The organism is Desulfuromonas soudanensis (assembly GCF_001278055.1).
Classification (GTDB): Bacteria; Desulfobacterota; Desulfuromonadia; order Desulfuromonadales; family WTL; genus Deferrimonas; species Deferrimonas soudanensis.
The window spans coordinates 2170562-2187888 of record NZ_CP010802.1 but is presented as its reverse complement, the minus strand read 5'-3'; the positions used below and the strand labels follow the sequence as shown (position 1 = coordinate 2187888).

At 59.8% G+C, this 17327-nt stretch carries 19 protein-coding genes; 16 read left to right on the top strand and 3 right to left on the bottom strand.

The window, feature by feature from the left end:
• Positions 1 to 24: 24 nt before the first annotated feature.
• From fabG to DSOUD_RS09880, 15 genes are all read left to right on the top strand, one after another.
• Positions 25 to 762: a 3-oxoacyl-[acyl-carrier-protein] reductase gene (gene fabG / locus DSOUD_RS09950; protein ID WP_053550866.1), complete on the top strand. Its 738-nt coding sequence runs from the start codon at positions 25 to 27 to the stop codon at positions 760 to 762.
• A 58-nt stretch (positions 763 to 820) separates the two neighbouring features.
• Positions 821 to 1054: an acyl carrier protein gene (gene acpP, locus DSOUD_RS09945; RefSeq protein ID WP_053550865.1), complete on the top strand. Its 234-nt coding sequence runs from the start codon at positions 821 to 823 to the stop codon at positions 1052 to 1054.
• Positions 1055 to 1224: 170 nt separating this feature from the next.
• Positions 1225 to 2457 (top strand): beta-ketoacyl-ACP synthase II, encoded by a 1233-nt coding sequence (gene fabF, locus DSOUD_RS09940; RefSeq protein WP_053550864.1) that lies wholly within the window; start codon positions 1225 to 1227, stop codon positions 2455 to 2457.
• Between the two features lie 9 nt (positions 2458 to 2466).
• Complete coding sequence (rpiB, locus tag DSOUD_RS09935) at positions 2467 to 2922, top strand: ribose 5-phosphate isomerase B (protein WP_053550863.1); 456 nt, start codon at positions 2467 to 2469, stop codon at positions 2920 to 2922.
• 101 nt (positions 2923 to 3023) lie between these two features.
• Positions 3024 to 4274, top strand: coding sequence for a serine hydroxymethyltransferase (gene glyA, locus DSOUD_RS09930; RefSeq protein WP_053550862.1), 1251 nt, complete (start codon positions 3024 to 3026; stop codon positions 4272 to 4274).
• The gene (locus tag DSOUD_RS09925) at positions 4275 to 4751 is read left to right on the top strand and encodes a deoxycytidylate deaminase (protein ID WP_053550861.1); all 477 of its coding nucleotides are present in this window, start codon (positions 4275 to 4277) and stop codon (positions 4749 to 4751) included. It abuts the gene before it with no gap.
• A complete protein-coding gene (gene nrdR / locus DSOUD_RS09920) occupies positions 4748 to 5215 on the top strand; it encodes a transcriptional regulator NrdR (RefSeq protein ID WP_053550860.1) in 468 nt (155 codons plus the stop codon). The genes DSOUD_RS09925 and nrdR overlap by 4 nt, the downstream gene beginning before the upstream one ends.
• Before the next feature lie 49 nt (positions 5216 to 5264).
• A complete protein-coding gene (gene ribD / locus DSOUD_RS09915; RefSeq protein WP_423739498.1) occupies positions 5265 to 6371 on the top strand; it encodes a bifunctional diaminohydroxyphosphoribosylaminopyrimidine deaminase/5-amino-6-(5-phosphoribosylamino)uracil reductase RibD in 1107 nt (368 codons plus the stop codon).
• Complete coding sequence (locus DSOUD_RS09910; protein WP_053550858.1) at positions 6356 to 7006, top strand: riboflavin synthase; 651 nt, start codon at positions 6356 to 6358, stop codon at positions 7004 to 7006. The genes ribD and DSOUD_RS09910 overlap by 16 nt, the downstream gene beginning before the upstream one ends.
• A 33-nt stretch (positions 7007 to 7039) precedes the next feature.
• On the top strand, positions 7040 to 8245 hold the full coding sequence (locus DSOUD_RS09905) for a bifunctional 3,4-dihydroxy-2-butanone-4-phosphate synthase/GTP cyclohydrolase II (RefSeq protein ID WP_053550857.1): 1206 nt from the start codon (positions 7040 to 7042) through the stop codon (positions 8243 to 8245).
• Positions 8246 to 8322: 77 nt separating this feature from the next.
• Positions 8323 to 8787 (top strand): 6,7-dimethyl-8-ribityllumazine synthase, encoded by a 465-nt coding sequence (gene ribH / locus DSOUD_RS09900; protein ID WP_053550856.1) that lies wholly within the window; start codon positions 8323 to 8325, stop codon positions 8785 to 8787.
• A gap of 5 nt (positions 8788 to 8792) precedes the next feature.
• Entirely contained in the window at positions 8793 to 9263 is a 471-nt protein-coding gene (nusB, locus tag DSOUD_RS09895; RefSeq protein WP_053550855.1) for a transcription antitermination factor NusB, read from the top strand.
• Positions 9260 to 9775: a M17 family peptidase N-terminal domain-containing protein gene (locus DSOUD_RS09890; RefSeq protein ID WP_053550854.1), complete on the top strand. Its 516-nt coding sequence runs from the start codon at positions 9260 to 9262 to the stop codon at positions 9773 to 9775. Before nusB ends, DSOUD_RS09890 begins: the two co-directional genes overlap by 4 nt.
• A 36-nt stretch (positions 9776 to 9811) precedes the next feature.
• Positions 9812 to 11125 (top strand): homoserine dehydrogenase, encoded by a 1314-nt coding sequence (locus tag DSOUD_RS09885; protein ID WP_053550853.1) that lies wholly within the window; start codon positions 9812 to 9814, stop codon positions 11123 to 11125.
• Positions 11126 to 11319: 194 nt separating this feature from the next.
• Positions 11320 to 12678, top strand: coding sequence for an OmpP1/FadL family transporter (locus DSOUD_RS09880; RefSeq protein ID WP_082351190.1), 1359 nt, complete (start codon positions 11320 to 11322; stop codon positions 12676 to 12678).
• A gap of 100 nt (positions 12679 to 12778) precedes the next feature.
• Here the strand turns inward: DSOUD_RS09880 and DSOUD_RS09875 are convergent, their stop codons facing one another.
• Complete coding sequence (locus DSOUD_RS09875; protein ID WP_053550851.1) at positions 12779 to 13273, bottom strand: tRNA (cytidine(34)-2'-O)-methyltransferase; 495 nt, start codon at positions 13271 to 13273, stop codon at positions 12779 to 12781.
• Positions 13270 to 14154, bottom strand: coding sequence for a lysophospholipid acyltransferase family protein (locus DSOUD_RS09870; protein WP_053550850.1), 885 nt, complete (start codon positions 14152 to 14154; stop codon positions 13270 to 13272). The genes DSOUD_RS09875 and DSOUD_RS09870 overlap by 4 nt, the downstream gene beginning before the upstream one ends.
• A 263-nt stretch (positions 14155 to 14417) precedes the next feature.
• Between DSOUD_RS09870 and DSOUD_RS09865 the strand changes: the two genes are divergently transcribed.
• On the top strand, positions 14418 to 15533 hold the full coding sequence (locus DSOUD_RS09865; protein WP_053550358.1) for an IS110 family RNA-guided transposase: 1116 nt from the start codon (positions 14418 to 14420) through the stop codon (positions 15531 to 15533).
• A 483-nt stretch (positions 15534 to 16016) separates the two neighbouring features.
• Here the strand turns inward: DSOUD_RS09865 and DSOUD_RS09860 are convergent, their stop codons facing one another.
• Positions 16017 to 17306 carry an O-acetylhomoserine aminocarboxypropyltransferase/cysteine synthase family protein gene (locus tag DSOUD_RS09860; protein WP_053550849.1) on the bottom strand — a complete coding sequence of 430 codons (1290 nt, stop codon included), beginning with the start codon at positions 17304 to 17306 and terminating at the stop codon, positions 16017 to 16019.
• Between the last annotated feature and the right edge of the window lie 21 nt (positions 17307 to 17327).

Here is a 17327-nt window from a genome sequence, read left to right as displayed (position 1 = left end):
ATTCCATTTTCGGGAGATCGTTTAATGCTCAAGGACAAGGTTGCTATTGTCACCGGCGCATCGAGAGGTATCGGACGCAGCATCGCTCTGGACCTTGTGGCCCGGGGTGCCCGGGTCGTCGCTTCGGCCCGCAATGTCCAACTCCTCGAAGACCTGGTCGCTGAAATCAAGGCACAGGGGGGAGAGGCGATTGCGGTGGTTGGCGATGTCTCTCTGGCCTCCGACGCCAACGAGTTGATTGATGAGGCCGTAGCGGCCTTCGGCCGTGTCGATATCCTTGTCAATAATGCGGGGATCACCCGCGATGCTCTGCTGTTGCGCATGAAGGACGAGGACTGGGACGCTGTTCTCGATACCAATCTCAAGGGGGCGTTTCTTTGCACCCGGGCTGCCGCCAAGGTGATGAGCAAGCAGCGCTTCGGCCGGATCATCAACATTTCCTCCGTCGTCGGGGAAATGGGGAATCCCGGGCAGGCCAACTATTGTGCCAGCAAGGCCGGGTTGATCGGGCTGACCAAGTCGGTGGCCAAAGAACTGGCCCGCCGCAACGTCACGGTGAACGCCATCACCCCCGGTTTCATCGTCACAGAAATGACCGACGCCCTGTCGGAGAAAACCAGGGAAGAACTGATGGCTCAGATTCCCCTTGGCCGTCTCGGCGGCGCAGAGGATATCGCCCACGCCGTCGTCTTTCTGGCATCGGATTCCGCCGCTTATATCACCGGGCAGGTGCTCGGTGTGAATGGCGGCATGTACATGTAGCAAAGAGTATTCTGTCCGATCGTTGATCGGGTCGAACATCCCAGAGGAGGTGAAGCAGATGGCTTCGATTGCTGAAAGAGTGAAACAAATTGTTGCTGAGCAGTTGGGTGTTGATGATGAGCAGGTGACCGACGAGGCGTCCTTTATGGAGGATCTCGGTGCCGACTCCCTGGATACCGTCGAACTGGTCATGGCGCTCGAAGAAGAATTCGACGTCGAAATTTCGGACGAAGACGCCGAAAAGATCCAGACCGTTCAGGATGCCGTCGATTACGTTACCGAACACGCCTGATCCGTCCCAAAAGGGGGGGAGGGAACCGCGTCAGCTGTTTCCTCCCCCTGCGTTTTTCAAGGCCGCAATTCGGGGGCCGTCGCCGCCGAAAAAATCCCTCATGGCCTGCCTGGGCCAGCGATTTCCTGAGAACAGGGGTTTTCCGCCCTATACGGAGGAAACATATAATCATGCGTAGAGTTGTCGTAACAGGCGTCGGCGTAGTTTCTGCTCTCGGTACCGGAACGGAAAAGAACTGGACCGCCCTGATGCAGGGTAAATCAGGGATCGATCTTATCACCCGCTTCGATGCGTCGGAATTTCCGACCAGGATCGCCGGCGAAGTCAAGGATTTCAATCCCGAGGATTTCATAGATAAAAAAGAGATCAAGAAGATGGATCTCTTTATCCAGTTTTCCCTGGCTGCCGCCGAACTGGCCATGAAGGATTCCGGCCTGCAGATCACCGACGAAAATGCCGAGCGTGTCGGCGTGCTGGTCGGTGCCGGCCTCGGCGGGCTCCCCGCCATCGAAAGATATCACCAGGCCATGACCGAAGGGGGGTACAAGAAGATCTCCCCCTTCTTCATCCCGATGCTGATCATCAATCTGGCCCCCGGTCAGATTTCCATAAAATACGGAGCCAAGGGGCCCAATGTCTCCTCTGTTTCCGCCTGCGCCACGGGGACCCATTCCATCGGCGATGCCTTCCGCATGATCCAGCGCGGCGATGCCGATGCCATGATCGCCGGCGGCACAGAGTCGACCATCACTCCATTGGGGATCGGCGGCTTCAACGTCATGAAAGCCCTGTCGACCCGCAACGACGATCCTGCCGCGGCCAGTCGCCCCTTTGAAAAAAACCGCGACGGATTCGTCATGGCTGAAGGGGCCGGCATTCTTGTTCTCGAAGAGTACGAGTCGGCCAAGGCACGGGGCGCCAAGATCTATGGCGAAGTCTGCGGCTACGGACTCACTGCCGATGCCTATCATCTGACGGCGCCCGCGCCGGGTGGCGAAGGAGCTGCCCGCTGCATGAAGATGGCTCTCTCCACCGCGGGCGTCGCTCCCGAGGACGTCGATTACATCAATGCCCACGGCACCTCCACCCACTTCAACGACCTCTACGAAACCATGGCCATCAAGACCGTTTTCGGCGACCATGCACGGAAGGTGATGATCAGCTCGACGAAGAGCATGACGGGGCACTGCCTCGGCGCCGCCGGCGGCATCGAGGCCGTCTTCTCGCTGCTGGCCATGGAGCGCGGCGAAGTTCCGCCGACCATCAACTATGACGAGGCTGATCCCGATTGCGACCTCGACTACGTCCCCAACCAGGGGCGTCAGGCGAAGGTCAACGTGGCCATCTCCAACTCCTTCGGCTTCGGCGGCACCAACGCCACCCTCCTCTTCAAAAAAGTCTAGGGAGACTTCATGTTCATTATCGCCAGCGACCACGGGGGCCTGGAACTCAAGGAGGCGATCAAGGCCTTTCTTGCCGAGCGAAAAATCACCGTTTCCGATCTCGGTACCATGAACAGCGATTCCGTGGACTATCCGGACTACGCTTCCAGGGTGGCCCGGGCCATTACCCACGGAGAGGCGGAGAAGGGGATTTTGATCTGCGGGACCGGCATCGGCATGTCGATTGCGGCCAACAAGTTCCCCGGGGTGCGGGCCGCACTGATCACCGATGAATTCACCGCCCGCATGTCCAAGGAACACAACAACGCCAACATCATCGTCATGGGTGGGAGGGTTCTGTCTCCCGAGCAGGCCAGCGCCATGGTATCGGTCTGGCTCGATGCGACGTTCGAAGGTGGACGGCACCAACGTCGTCTTGAAAAGATATCCGAGATTGAAGAGGATATCCGGCAGGGACGTATCTGACGGCTGACAAGCCGAAAGGGCAGGCCGGCTGGTCTGCCCTTTCGTTTTCTTTCAAGTTCCGACTCACTCGCGGCAAGGTCCGCAACGGAGGTCTGTTCACCATGTTCGAGAAGCTTGCCCAATTCGATCCGGAAATTGCCGCCACCATCCGCAAGGAAACCGAGCGCCAGGAATACAGCCTGGAATTCATCGCCTCGGAAAACTTCGTCAGCGAACCTGTCCTCGAGGCCCAGGGGTCGGTTCTGACCAACAAATATGCCGAGGGATACCCCGGGAAGCGCTATTACGGCGGCTGCGAGTTCGTCGATGTGGCCGAGCAGTTGGCCATCGACCGGGCCAAGGAACTCTTCGGCGCCGAACATGCCAATGTTCAGCCCCACTCCGGCTCCCAGGCCAATATGGCCGTCTACTTCACCGTCTGCAAACCCGGCGACACCATTCTCGGTATGAATCTCGCTCACGGCGGGCATCTCACCCACGGTTCGCCCGTCAACTTTTCCGGGAAACTCTTCAATGTCGTTTCCTACGGCGTCAAGCGGGAAACCGGGACCATCGATTACGAGGAAGTGGAGCGTCTGGCCGTTGAACATCGGCCCAGGCTCATCGTGGTCGGCGCCAGCGCCTATTCGCGCACCATCGACTTTGCCGCCTTTCGTCGCATCGCCGACAAGGTGGGAGCTTTTGTGATGGTCGACATGGCCCACATCGCCGGACTGGTCGCCGCCGGCGAACATCCCAATCCCGTCCCCTTTGCCGAATTCGTTACTACCACCACCCACAAAACCCTGCGCGGTCCGCGAGGGGGGATGATCCTCTGCCGCGAGGAATTTGCCAAGCAGATCAACAGCAATATCTTCCCTGGTATCCAGGGGGGGCCGCTGATGCACGTCATCGCCGCCAAGGCCGTCGCCTTCAAGGAGGCGCTCTCTCCCGAATTCAAGACCTATGCAGGGCAGGTCGTCAAGAACGCCCACGCCCTCGCCGAAGGTCTGACCCGCCGCGGGTTCAATCTCGTCTCCGGCGGCACCGACAACCACCTGATGCTGGTCGATCTCTCCGGTTCGGAGATTACCGGCAAGGTCGCCGAGGAAACCCTCGAGAAGGCCGGCATCACCGTCAACAAGAACGCGGTTCCCTTCGATACCCGCTCTCCTTTTGTCACCAGCGGTTTCCGTATCGGCACTCCGGCGACCACCACCCGGGGACTCAGGGAGCCCGAGATGGAACTGGTCGCTGCCTGGATCGCCAGGGCCCTTGAGAATATCGGCAATGACGTTGAACTGGCCGTCATCCGTCAGGAAATCAAGGACCTCTGCCGCAAGTTCCCCCTCTACGCCCATCGTCTGGCGTAAATGAAGCGCCCGACCTGGGAAGAATATTTCATGGAAATCGCCCGCCTGGTGGCCAGACGCTCGACGTGTCTGCGTCGCCAGGTCGGGGCGGTCATGGTCAAGGGGAAGAACATCGTCGCCACCGGCTACAATGGGACCCCTTCGGGGATCACCCATTGCTCCGAGGTCGGTTGTCTGCGCCAGAAGCTCGGCGTCCCCTCCGGCGAGCGCCATGAGCTCTGCCGGGGTCTGCATGCCGAGCAGAACGCCATCATCCAGGCCGCCAAGCATGGCACCAATATCGCCGGGTCCACACTCTACTGCACCAACTCCCCCTGCATTATCTGCACGAAGATGATCATCAACTCCGGTGTCGAGAGGATCGTCTATTTCGAAGGGTATCCCGATACCCTGTCGATGGAAATGCTCGCCGAGTCGGGGATCGAAGTCCTCAGTTTCGATGAAATTCTCCGTCGGGGAGGAGAGGAGACGACATGAAATGTCCATTCTGCGGTTTTGTCGACACCAAGGTCATCGATTCGCGCCTCGGCAAGGAAGGGAATAATATCCGCCGCCGCCGTGAGTGCGTCGACTGTGAACGGCGCTTCACCACCTACGAACGGGTCGAGGACACCCTGCCTCTGGTGGTCAAGAAGGACGGGCGAAGGGAATCCTTTGATCGGATGAAGATCATCGGCGGGATGCAGCGGGCCTGTGAAAAACGTCCTGTGTCCATCTCCACCATTGAAAAGGTCGTCGATCGCCTCGAACTCACCCTGCAGGAGAGCGGCGAGAAGGAAATGGATTCCAGCCGCATCGGCCAGGCGGTTATGGAGGCCCTGAAAAATATCGACGAGGTCGCCTACGTCCGATTCGCTTCCGTCTATCGCCAGTTCAAGGACATCAACGAATTCATGGCCGAGCTCAAGGAAATTCTCGCCAAGGATGGCGACAGAGGCTGATCGGCGTTCCGCCGAGGTTCCGTCGCGACGCCAGGGTGACCGAGGAATGATGCCTTTGACCGCACAGTACATGCAGAGGGCCCTGGATCTTGCCCGCCAGGGAGCGGGGCGAACCCGGCCCAATCCTGCGGTCGGAGCGGTGATCGTCCGTGAGGGGGAGGTCGTCGGCGAGGGATTCCATCCGGCGGCGGGGGAGCCGCACGCCGAGATCTTCGCCCTGCGCCAGGCAGGAGAACTGGCCCGGGGGTCCGACCTCTACGTCACCCTCGAACCCTGCTCCCACCAGGGGAGAACCGGCCCCTGCGCCGAGGCGGTGGTCGCCGCCGGGATCGGACGCGTCTTCATCGGTACTCTCGATCCCAACCCCAAGGTCTGTGGGCGCGGCAGGGCCCGCATCGAGGCGGCCGGTATTCCCGTCATCGTCGGCATCCTCGAAGAGGAGTGCCGACGTCTGATCGCTCCTTTTGCCAAGCATGTGGTGACCGGCCTTCCTTATCTCATCCTCAAATCAGCGATCACCCTCGACGGTTTCACCGCCACTGCCATCGGCGATTCCCAGTGGATTACCAGCCCCTCCAGCCGCCTGCAGGTCCATCATCTCCGTGATCAGGTCGACGGGATCATGGTCGGCATCGGCACCGTCCTGTCCGACAATCCCCAACTGACAACCCGTCTGCCCGAGGGGGGGCGGGATCCCCTGCGCATCGTCGTCGACAGTACCCTGAAGATCCCCGAGGATGCCGCTCTGTTGAACGGCTCCTCGGCGCCGCCCCTGATCGTCACCACCGCCAGGGCTCCGCAGAATCGGATCGATGCCCTTTCGTCCCGGGGTGCCGAAATCCTGACGATCGCCGAAGGGGAGGGGGGGGTGGACCTGGCGGCGATGATGGCCGAACTCGGGCGCCGCGGATTGCAGTCCATCCTTCTCGAGGGGGGAGCACACCTCAATGGCGCCGCTCTCAGGGCCGGCCTCGTCGACCGGGTGATGATCTTTATTGCCCCCAAACTTCTCGGCGGTAACGACGGTCGGGGGATCTTTGCCGGTCCCGGTGCCCGGTTGCTGGACGGCGCCGTCGAACTCGATCATCTCCGGGTGAGCCGTTTCGAAGACGATATTCTCGTGGAAGGTGAGGTGCGAAAATGTTTACAGGGCTGATCGAGGGCCTGGGTGAGATCCGTGCCCTTCGCAAGGGGACGGACAGCGTTCGGCTGACCGTGGCAACGGCCATCCCCATGGATGAAATACGCCTCGGCGACTCCATCGCGGTAAATGGCATCTGCCTGACCGTGATCTCCTCCGGAGGTGGAACCTTCACCGCCGACGTCTCCCCCGAGACGGTCCAGTGCACCACCCTCTCCGAACTTTCCATCGGCTCGGTCGTCAACCTCGAGCGCGCCCTGCGCCTCTCGGACCGCCTCGGAGGTCACATCGTCACCGGTCACGTGGACGCCGTGGCCACCGTCGCCGAACGGTACCAGGACGGCAATGCGATCCGCCTTGCCTTTCGCCTCCCCCCCGAGTCCAACCGTTATCTGGTGGCGAAGGGCTCGGTGGCCATCGACGGCATCAGCCTGACGGTCAATACCGTAAGCGACGAAGGGTTTTCCGTGGCCGTTATCCCTCACACCCTCTCCCGCACCACCCTCATGAACAAGGGGTCGGGGGACCGGGTCAATATCGAAACCGACATCCTCGGCAAGTATGTTGAGCGCCTTTTCGGCGGGCGTTCCGCCGACTCCCAGCGGAGTCCCGTCGATTTCGATTTTCTTGCCAAACATGGCTTTCTGTGACATAGTTTCGGGTCAAAATGGGAGTATACAAGCATGCCGATGGCCAAGATTGAAGCAGCACTCGAGGATATTCGTCAGGGAAAAATGATCATCCTGGTCGATGACGAGGACCGGGAAAACGAGGGGGATCTGACCATGGCCGCCGAGCTGGTCACCCCGGAAGCGATCAATTTCATGGCCCGGGAAGGACGGGGCCTGATCTGTATTTCCCTGACCGAGGAGCGGGCCGATTATCTGCAGCTCCCCTTGATGGTCCGGGAAAACAGTTCCTCCTTCGGGACGGCCTTTACTGTATCGATCGAGGCCCGGCGCGGCGTGACCACGGGGATTTCCGCCGCAGACCGCGCCCGGACCATTCAGGTGGCCATCGACGACGACAGCAGCGCCATCGATCTGGCCCGCCCCGGTCACGTCTTTCCCCTGCGGGCAAAAAAGGGGGGAGTGATGGTCCGTGCCGGACAGACCGAAGGATCGGTCGATCTGGCCCGGCTGGCGGGACTCAAGCCGGCCGGCGTCATCTGCGAAATCATGAACGACGACGGCACCATGGCGCGGATGCCCGAGCTGACGGTATTCGCCAAACGACACGGCCTGAAGATTGTCACCATTGCCGACCTTGTCGCCTACCGGATGCGCAAGGAACTGTTGGTGCGGCGGGCCGCCGAGACTCTGCTGCCGACCACCTTCGGCGGCGACTTCACCGCCATCGCCTACGAAAACGATGTCGATTCGGCTCAGCACATGGCCCTGGTCAAGGGGACCATCAACTCCGAGCTGCCAGTTCTGGTGCGGGTGCACTCCGAATGTCTCACCGGCGACGTCTTCGGTTCCCAGCGCTGCGACTGCGGCGAGCAGCTCCACGCCTCCATGGCGCAGATCGCCAGTGAAGGAAACGGCGTGGTTCTCTATATGCGCCAGGAAGGGCGGGGGATCGGCCTGGTCAACAAGCTGCGCGCCTATGCCCTGCAGGACCAGGGGCACGACACGGTGGAGGCCAACGAGGTACTCGGATTCAAGGCGGATCTGCGCGATTACGGGATCGGCGCTCAGATCCTCACGGAACTCGGGGTTCGCAAGATCCGACTGATGACCAATAATCCGAAAAAAATCGTCGGTCTCGAGGGGTACGGTCTGGAAATCGTCGAACGGGTTCCTCTGGAGGTGGCGACCACCGGAGCCAACCGTCGATATATGACGACCAAACGGGAAAAAATGGGGCATCTGCTCGAAAATATCTGATCGGCGACCGGTGCCAGGGGATTTCCCCTGAAGCAATCAGTCGGCTGGCGTTTTCGTTTATCCAGGGAGTAAAGCACATGGCCAAAATTATCGAAGGAAAGCTCGACGCCAAGGGCCTCAGGGTCGGTCTGGTGGTCAGCCGCTTCAACAGTTTCATCTGCGACCGTCTGGTCGAGGGGGCGATAGACGCCCTGGTGCGCCATGGCGGCGACCGTGAGAATATTCACGTGGTCCGGGTGCCGGGTGCCTTTGAAATCCCCCTGACCGCCAAAAAGATGGTCGAGTCCAAACGGTACGACGCCCTGGTCTGCCTCGGCGCCGTGATCCGCGGCTCCACCCCCCATTTTGACTATGTCGCCTCCGAAGTCACCAAGGGGATTGCCTCGGTGAGTCTCGAATCGGGAGTACCCATCTCCTTCGGCGTCCTGACCACCGACAATCTCGAGCAGGCCATCGAGCGGGCCGGGAGCAAGGCCGGCAACAAAGGATTCGATGCCGCCGTCAGTGCCATCGAGATGGCCAACCTCTTTAAGGCGCTTTGAGGTCGATGAGTAAGGGAATGCGTCGTCGCGGCCGTGAACTCGCCTTGAAAATCATTTATTCCTATCAGGACACCGACGCTTCTGTTGAGTCCGTCCTCGAGGACTTCTGGAACAACTTCCGTTTCCGCGAGGACGTCCTCGGGGAGGCCGTCGATGAGACCTCGGAAGTGGTCCCCCTCGATGTACGGCGCTTCACCGAGGATCTGGCCCGGGGGGCTATCGCCAACCTGAGCGAACTCGACGGCGTGATCAAGGAATACTCCACCAACTGGACCCTCGAGCGGATGGCAAAGGTCGACCTGTCGCTGCTGCGTCTGGCCACCTTCGAACTCCTTTTCCACCCGGATGTGCCGACAAGCGTCGTCATCAACGAGGCCATCGAAATCGGCAAACGCTATGGAACCAAGGATACTCCCTCCTTTATCAACGGTATTCTTGATAAAATCTCCCGCACCCGCAGGCAACAGGCCCAATGACCAGGTTACGCATCCTTGACCTCCCCGCCGATCGGATGGAAGGCGAGGTGGTTGCGGCGCTTTTCTTCGAGGACGATCGCCCCCTGCGAGGACCTGCCGCCCTTCTTGACTGGCGTCTCAACAGCCTGCTGACGGAACTCCTCCTTCACGGGAAGGCCGTCGGCAGGGTCGGCGAGCGGATACTGGTGCGCAGCAACGGCAAGATCGGCTCCGAATGGATCCTCTTTGCCGGCGGAGGGAACCGCCGGGATCTCGTTCCCGAAACCTACGGGGAACTCGTCCGCGGCGTGGTTGAGGCGTCCCTGCGGGCCGGTTTCCAGCGGGTGGCTCTGTGTCTGGCGCCTATCGCCGGTCTGGACAGTACGGCCGTCGAGTCCATGGTCTCCAGGATTGTGGCCAATGCCGCCGCTCGTGACGGCCAGGAGCCGGAATGTCTGCTGTCGATTGAAAACAAGGGGATCAGCCACCCACTCCCCCGGCGTCACGGAGACGCCGTCGGGCAGGATCGCTGACCAGATTTTATACCCAGTCATGAAGAAGGGATTTCTATGAAGGACATCAGGGTTGGATTGCTCGGTTTCGGAACCATCGGGACCGGAACTGTCAAGGTTTTCCAGGAGAATGCCCGCCTCATCGAGGATCGCCTCGGCGCTCGCCTGGTGCTGGCCGGCATTGCCGATCTCGATATCACCACCGATCGCGGCGTGACCGTCGAAGCCGGTATTCTCACCACCCGTGCCGATGATCTGCTGACCAGCCCGGATATCGACGTGATCGTCGAGCTGATCGGCGGTTATGAGCCGGCCCGCACCTTCGTCCTGAAGGCCATCGCACAGGGCAAACACGTGGTCACCGCCAACAAGGCCCTCCTGGCCGTTCACGGCGAAGAAATCCTGGCCGCAGCGGCGGCCAAAGGGGTCGAGGTGATGTTCGAGGCGGCCGTCGGCGGCGGCATCCCGGTGATTTCCGCCATCAAGGAGAACCTCTGCGCCAATGGATTCCAAAGCGTTTTCGGCATCCTCAACGGGACCTGCAACTACATCCTGACCCGGATGACCAATGAAGACGCCGAGTTTTCCGCGGTCCTCAGGGATGCCCAGGCCAAAGGGTATGCCGAAGCCGATCCGACCTTTGACCTCGAGGGGATCGATACCGCCCACAAGCTGGCCATTCTCATCTCCCTCTGTTTCGGCACACGCATCTCCCTGGAGCAGATTTATACCGAGGGGATCCGCAGCGTCTCGGCTCTCGATATCCAGTTCGCCAAGCAGTTCGGTTACAAGATCAAGCTTCTGGCCATCGGCAAGTTTGACGGCGAGCAGATCGAAGCCCGGGTCCATCCGACCATGATTCCGCACAACTACCCCCTGGCCGACGTCGATGGGGTTTTCAATGCCGTCCGTCTTTCCGGCGATTTTGTCGGGCCGGTGATGCTCTCTGGTCGGGGAGCAGGAATGGAGGCGACCGCCAGTGCCGTCATGGGGGACGTCATGGCCATCGCCCGCAACATCCTCTCCGGAGCCCGTGGGCGCACCCCGGCCATGGCCTACCGCCCCGGAACCATCAAGACTCTGCCAATCAAGCCGATGACCGAAATTATCAGTCAATATTTCCTTCGCTTTTCCGCCATGGACAAGCCCGGCGTCATGGCCCAGATTTCCGGGGTTCTCGGCCGATATGACATCAGCATCGCCTCCATGATTCAGCCGGAGCGTCAGGAAGAAGGCGGAGCCGTTCCCATCGTCATCATGACCCACGAAGCCAAAGAGGAAAATGTGCGCACCGCCCTCGATGAGATCGACGCCCTGTCGGTGGTCAAGGAAAAGAGTCTCTTCATACGCATCGAAAGCGAAATCGCCTAGGACGACAAGGCGACAAGGCAGAGGGAAAAAGGCGTCCGGAAGGGCGCCTTTTTCTGTTTGTGAAGGTTGTTCCAGTAGAGGAAAACGACTGAAATTATTTAAAGAATCTTGCAGGGTGGATTTGTTGTGTTATAGAGAAGTAGTCGGTTGAATTCTCTTTTAATCGGGCAGTTGACCATTGAAAAGGGGGACTCATGTGTATTCGGTTTGTTGTACTGACGGTAGCGTTGGCCCTGGCGACGGCGGGTCTTGCCCAGGGGGCCGGGTTTGCCCTCATCGAGCAGAGCGTCACCGGCCTCGGTAATGCCTTTGCCGGGAGTACCGCTTCGGCGCAGGATGCCACAACCATTTTCTACAACCCCGCGGGGATGACCCTGCTTCCCGGGCAGCAGGTCATTGCCGGCCTCCATTACGTGGCTCCCTCGGCCAAATTTCAGAAAACGGAGGCGAGAAACGCCCTCGGCCTCGATATCAGCGGCGGCAATGGCGGCGACGGCGGGGAAAGCGGGTTGGTCCCCAACCTCTTCCACAGCGTCAACCCTGGGGGGAGACTCGCCTTCGGCCTGGGAATTACCGCTCCCTTCGGGCTGACCACCGAATATCCCTTCGACTGGGTCGGGCGTTACCACGCCGTCAAGTCCGATCTCAAGACGATCAACATCAATCCTTCCCTGGCCTTCAAGGTCACCGATCGCCTCTCCCTCGGCGCCGGTGTCAGCGCCCAGTACATCGACGTGCAGCTCACCAGCATGGTCGATTTCGGTCTGGCGGCCTTTCAGCAGAGCGGGGGGAACCCTGCGCTCCTCCCCCTGGTTTCCAATCACGATGCCGATGTCTATGCCGATCTCAATGCCGACGACTGGGGGGCGGGTTATAATCTCGGCCTCCTCTACGAAATCAGCGACCAGACCCGCATCGGACTGGCCTACCGTTCGAGGATTCTCCACACCCTCAAGGGAGATGCCGGCTTCACCCTGGTGAATCAGGCGTTTCTGGCAGGAGCCGGTCTTGATGGGGCCGCCCTGGCCCGGTTCAGCCCCCAGGGGATCTCGGGGAAGGTCGAACTGCCGGCCAGCGCCTCCCTGGGGTTTTTCAGCCAGCTCACCCCGGCCTGGGCGGTGATGGCGGACGTCATGTGGACCGACTGGAGCTCCTTCGACGAGCTCCTCATCCAGTTCGACGGCACCCTTGCCGCAACTCCGAGCCTTACCACGGAAAATTGGGACGACAACTGGCGCTACGCCATCGGCGCCTCCTTCACCCCTGGTGAAACCTGGATTCTTCGCCTCGGCCTCGCCTACGATGAGACCCCGATTCCCGACGCCTTCCGGACGCCGCGTATCCCCGGTGAAGACCGGTTCTGGACCGCCATCGGCGGCGGATACCGGCTGAATGAAAATGTTCGTTTCGATCTCGCCTACGTCCATCTCTTTGTCCGTGACAGCAAGGTCATGAGAGCGGCTGCCGGGGAGGACCTCTCCCGCGGTTCCCTGTTCGGCAGCTACGACAACGCCGTTGACATCCTCTCCGGCCAGCTGACCTGCTCCTTCTAGAAAACTCTCACCGTATACCCCGCATAAAAAAAGCCCCGGTCATGACCGGGGCTTTTTTGCCTTCAGGAGCCTTTCGGACTCAATTATGATCCGGCAAGGTTCAGGTGTCGAGCCGGCCGCTCTGGCGCAGCGCCTCGTAAAGAACGATCCCTGCAGCGGTGGAGAGGTTGAGGCTGCGGACGACGGGGGAGAAGATCGGAATGCGGATCGCCCGATCCGGATGGGCGGCGAGGAGTTCTTCCGGGAGACCCCGGGTCTCCTTGCCGAAGACGATGAAGTCACCGGGGAGAAAATCGGCCTGGACATGGGTTTTGGCCGCCTTCTTGGACGTGTACCACCAGCGGGCGTCGGGATGGGCGGCTTCCAGTTCCGCGAGGCTCTCCGCGCGGCGGATGTCCACCGCGTCCCAGTAGTCGAGGCCGGCTCTTTTAAGCTGCCGGTCGTCGATGGAAAAGCCGAGTTTCCCCACCAGGTGGAGAACGGACCCCGTGGCACCGCAGAGCCTGGCGATATTACCGGTGTTCGGCGGGATTTCCGGCTCGACGAGCACGAGGTGGAAGGGGAGATGGGATGAAGAGGTTTCCGGGAGAATCATTCGCGCCAGCGGCGGTGTACCCAGAACCACTGGGTGAGGTCACGCCGTACCGCATCTTCGATGATGGATGTCAGCAGAGCGGTGTTGCGGACCACCGCTTCCCGGTCGGAATCGGGGGCGAGGAGGATCATCGGTTCGAAAACGATTTCGTAGTGGTTGTCCTTGGTGCGGTGAGTGAAACAGGGAACGATGGGGACACCGTTTTTCATGGCGATCTGGGTGATGATCGGCGTGGTGTAGGCCGGGCGCCCGAAGAAGTTGACCTTGACGGCGACGCTCGGGGTGGTGTGCTGATCGAGGAGGATCGCCACGGCGCGATTTTCGGCCAGGGACTTGACGATTCGTCGGGCGCCGTGCTTGGCGTCGAGGACCCTGCCGCCTCCAGCCTCCCTGAGGCGGTTGAAGTAGCGTCCCACATAGGGATTTTTCATCTGCTTGGCGACAAAGTCGGCGGGACAGCCGAGCATGGGGAGGAAAAAGGTGCCGACCTCCCAGGAACCGAGATGGCCGGAGAGAAGAAAGACCCCCTTGTTGAGTTTGTAGGCCTCACGGAGATGCTCGAGGCCGTGAAAACTGAAGTATTTTTCCAGATCTTCCTTGGTCTTGAAGGTGTCGAGGAGCAGCATCTCGACGCCGCTGATCCCGAGGTGGCGGAACATCTCGCTGACGTTATTGCGCAGCTCCTCCTCGGGCATCAGGGGGTAGGCCATCCGCATGTTTTCCAGGGCGCGTTTGCGGCGCTTGGGGAGGAGAACCTTGCTGAGGAGACCGAGTCCGGCGCCGATACGAAGGGCAAGGGTACGCGGCAGGGCCTTGACGACGAATATCAGGGAGAGGAAAAGGGTATATTCCAGATAGTTTTGTAAAAAACGCTTGGGCATAACGGTCGGCTGATGAGGTGGCTGCCATGGTCACTCCCGGTCTTTTGCCAGGGAGAGTGGCCGTGAATTTAAAAAGGCGAGGGAGCCTCGCTAAAGCGTGCGAATTCTAGCATGCCTCGGGAGGGGGGGCAACGAAAATACCGGTCGGTTGCTAGACATAATGGCTGACAGTTAGAGACAAAAAAAGACCTGCCCCTTGCAAACGTGGGTTATGTTGGAAGCTCTTGAACCCCAACACAGAGCCAAAATCAAGGAGGCAGGTCATGAAGAAGTCTAGCATGTTTATCGGGTTGGACGTCCACAAAAACTCCATTGAGATCGCTATCGCCGAGGAGGGTCGCACCGGCGAAATTCGACACTATGGGAAAATTGACGGGAGTTTGGTTGCTCTCGACAAGGTTGTTAGGAAACTGGTTTCGAGAGGCTGCGAACTCCATTTCGTCTACGAAGCTGGCCCTTGTGGCTATGATGTTTACCGACACCTTACATTTCAGGGGTTCGATTGTGTGGTGGTAGCGCCCTCAAAGATCCCCAAGAAAAGCGGCGACCGTATTAAGAATGACCGCCGGGATGCCCAAATGCTTGCCCGCCTGCATCGAGCCGGTGAACTGTCTCCCGTTTTTGTGCCTCTTACCGAAGATGAAGCCATGCGGGACCTTACCCGATCAAGGGAGGATGCCAAGGCGTCGGAGAAAAAAGCCAAGCAGCACATTCTGGCATTTCTTCTTCGACACGGTCACCGATTCAGTGGACGAACCCCCTGGAGCCAGGCACATATGCGCTGGATCGCTGGAATCAAAATGCCTCATCCGGCCCAGCAGATTACCCTTCAGGAATATGTCGGCGCGCTTACTGAAAGCACTCGGCGGGTGGAGCGGCTGACTGAGCAGATTCAACAACTCTTGCCCCAGTGGCGGATGTTTCCGGTAGCTAAAGCCTACCAATCCCTGCGAGGCGTCTCCTTGATTGTCGCAGCCACAACCGTTGCTGAAATAGGAGATTTGAAGCGCTTTAAGAGCCCCGTTGAACTGATGTCCTATCTCGGACTGGTTCCATCGGAACATTCCAGTGGCGAGACAACGAAACGAGGTTCAATTACCAAAGCAGGCAATGGACATGTGCGCCGGGTCCTGGTGGAAGCCTCCTGGGCTTACCGCCTTCCTGCCCGGGTCAGTCGGGAGTTACGCAGACGACAAGAAGGCCTGTCGCAAGCAATTTGCGATATCTCCTGGAAAGCTCAACTCCGATTATGTGCCCGCTACAAACGTATGCTGGCGAAGGGTAAATCCAAACAGGTGATCGTGACGGCTATAGCTCGAGAACTCTGTGCTTTTATGTGGGCAATAGCCCATGAAGTTGAAATCCCGGCCATGGCATAACAAACCACAAACAACTCAATCACCTCAAAAACCTGTTGGAGAAAGCATATTGAAGCAAAACTAACATTCCAGGGCAGTTACAGGGGCGCAACCGCGGTCAGGAGAACCCTCGAGGACACTATTGGATAAGGCCTTGGCCGAACTCACGTTACTAGAGAGAGGCAGCTCCGCGACGAAGACAAGTCTGGCGGTACCCAACCCGCGAATATCAGTCTGATTAGCCGTCGCAATACAGGTTCCGCCCCTGCAAGTGCCCTGGAACATAACGCACGAAAAACCGCTGAAAATCAGTTGGGCAGTGAGCGTTTCTTCTATTGACAACTGTCAGCCATATCAGTGTCCCGATTGGATAATTCCGTCTATTAATTCTGGAGAATATTCTGAATGGACTAACCAAACGGGATACTAGGGCGCCGACAGGGATGAAAAAGAGGCAGGTTCCCGGAGGAACCCGCCTCGGTGGCGATTGCGGATTCGGTTGGCTTAGAGTTGGCTTATCTTCAGGGCCTGGTCGAGGTCGGCCAGGATGTCGGCGACATCCTCGATGCCGACGGAAACCCGCACGAAATCGGGGGACACCCCGGCGGACTTCTGCTCTTCGGGGGAGAGCTGCTGATGGGTGGTGGTCGCCGGATGAATGACCAGAGTCTTGGCATCGCCGATGTTGGCGAGGTGGCTGGCGAGTTTGACGTTGTCGATGAATTTGGCCCCGGCGGCGGCGCCCCCCTTGATGCCGAAGCCGACGATGGCGCCGGCCCCTTCGGGGAGATATTTTTGGGTCCGCTCATGGTCGGGATGGCTCTCCAGTCCGGGGTAGTTCACCCAGGAAACGGAGGGGTGGCCGGAGAGGAAACGGGCGACCTTCAGGGCGTTTTCGCAGTGACGGGGCATGCGCACATGGAGGGTCTCGAGTCCCTGCAAAAACTGGAAGGCGTTGAAGGGGGAGAGGCAGGGGCCCATGTCCCGCAGCAAGGTGAGGCGCATTTTCAGGATGTAGGCGAGGTTGCCGAGCGCCGCATGGTATTCCAGACCATGGTAGCTGGGATCGGGAGTGGTGAATTCGGGAAACCGCCCGCTCGACCAGTCGAAGGTGCCGGCGTCGACCACCGCGCCGCCGATGGAGGTGCCGTGGCCGCCGATGAATTTGGTCAGCGAATAGCAGACGATGTCGGCGCCGTGCTCGATGGGGCGGAAGAGGACCTGGGTGGCCACGGTATTGTCGACGATGAAGGGGAGTTTGTGGTCATGGGCGACCTTGGCAATGGCGTCGAAATCGTCGACGTTGTTTTTCGGGTTGCCGATCGTTTCGGTGAAGACCGCCTTGGTCTTGTCGTCGATGGCCGCGGCGATTCTGGCCGGGTCGGAGAAATCGACGAATTTCACCTTGATCCCCATCCGCGGCAGGGTGTGGTGGAAAAGGTTGTAGGTGCCGCCGTAAAGGCAGCTGGAGGAGACGATATTGTCGCCGCAACGGGCGAGGTTGAGGACCGCCAGGGTGATCGCTGCCGAGCCGGAGGCCAGGGCCAGGGCGGCGACACCGCCGTCGAGTTCGGCCAGCCTTTTTTCCAGGACGTCGGTGGTCGGGTTCATCAGCCGGGTGTAGATGTTCCCCATTTCCTTGAGCCCGAAGAGATTGGCGGCGTGCTCGGAAGAATTGAAGACGTAGGAGCTGGTCTGATAGATGGGGACGGCGCGGGAGTTGGTTGTCGGGTCGGGAACATGACCTGCGTGCAGCGCCCTGGTGCCGAGTCCCTGCCTGGTGTTTTCGGACATGATTATCCTCCGGAGCTGGGT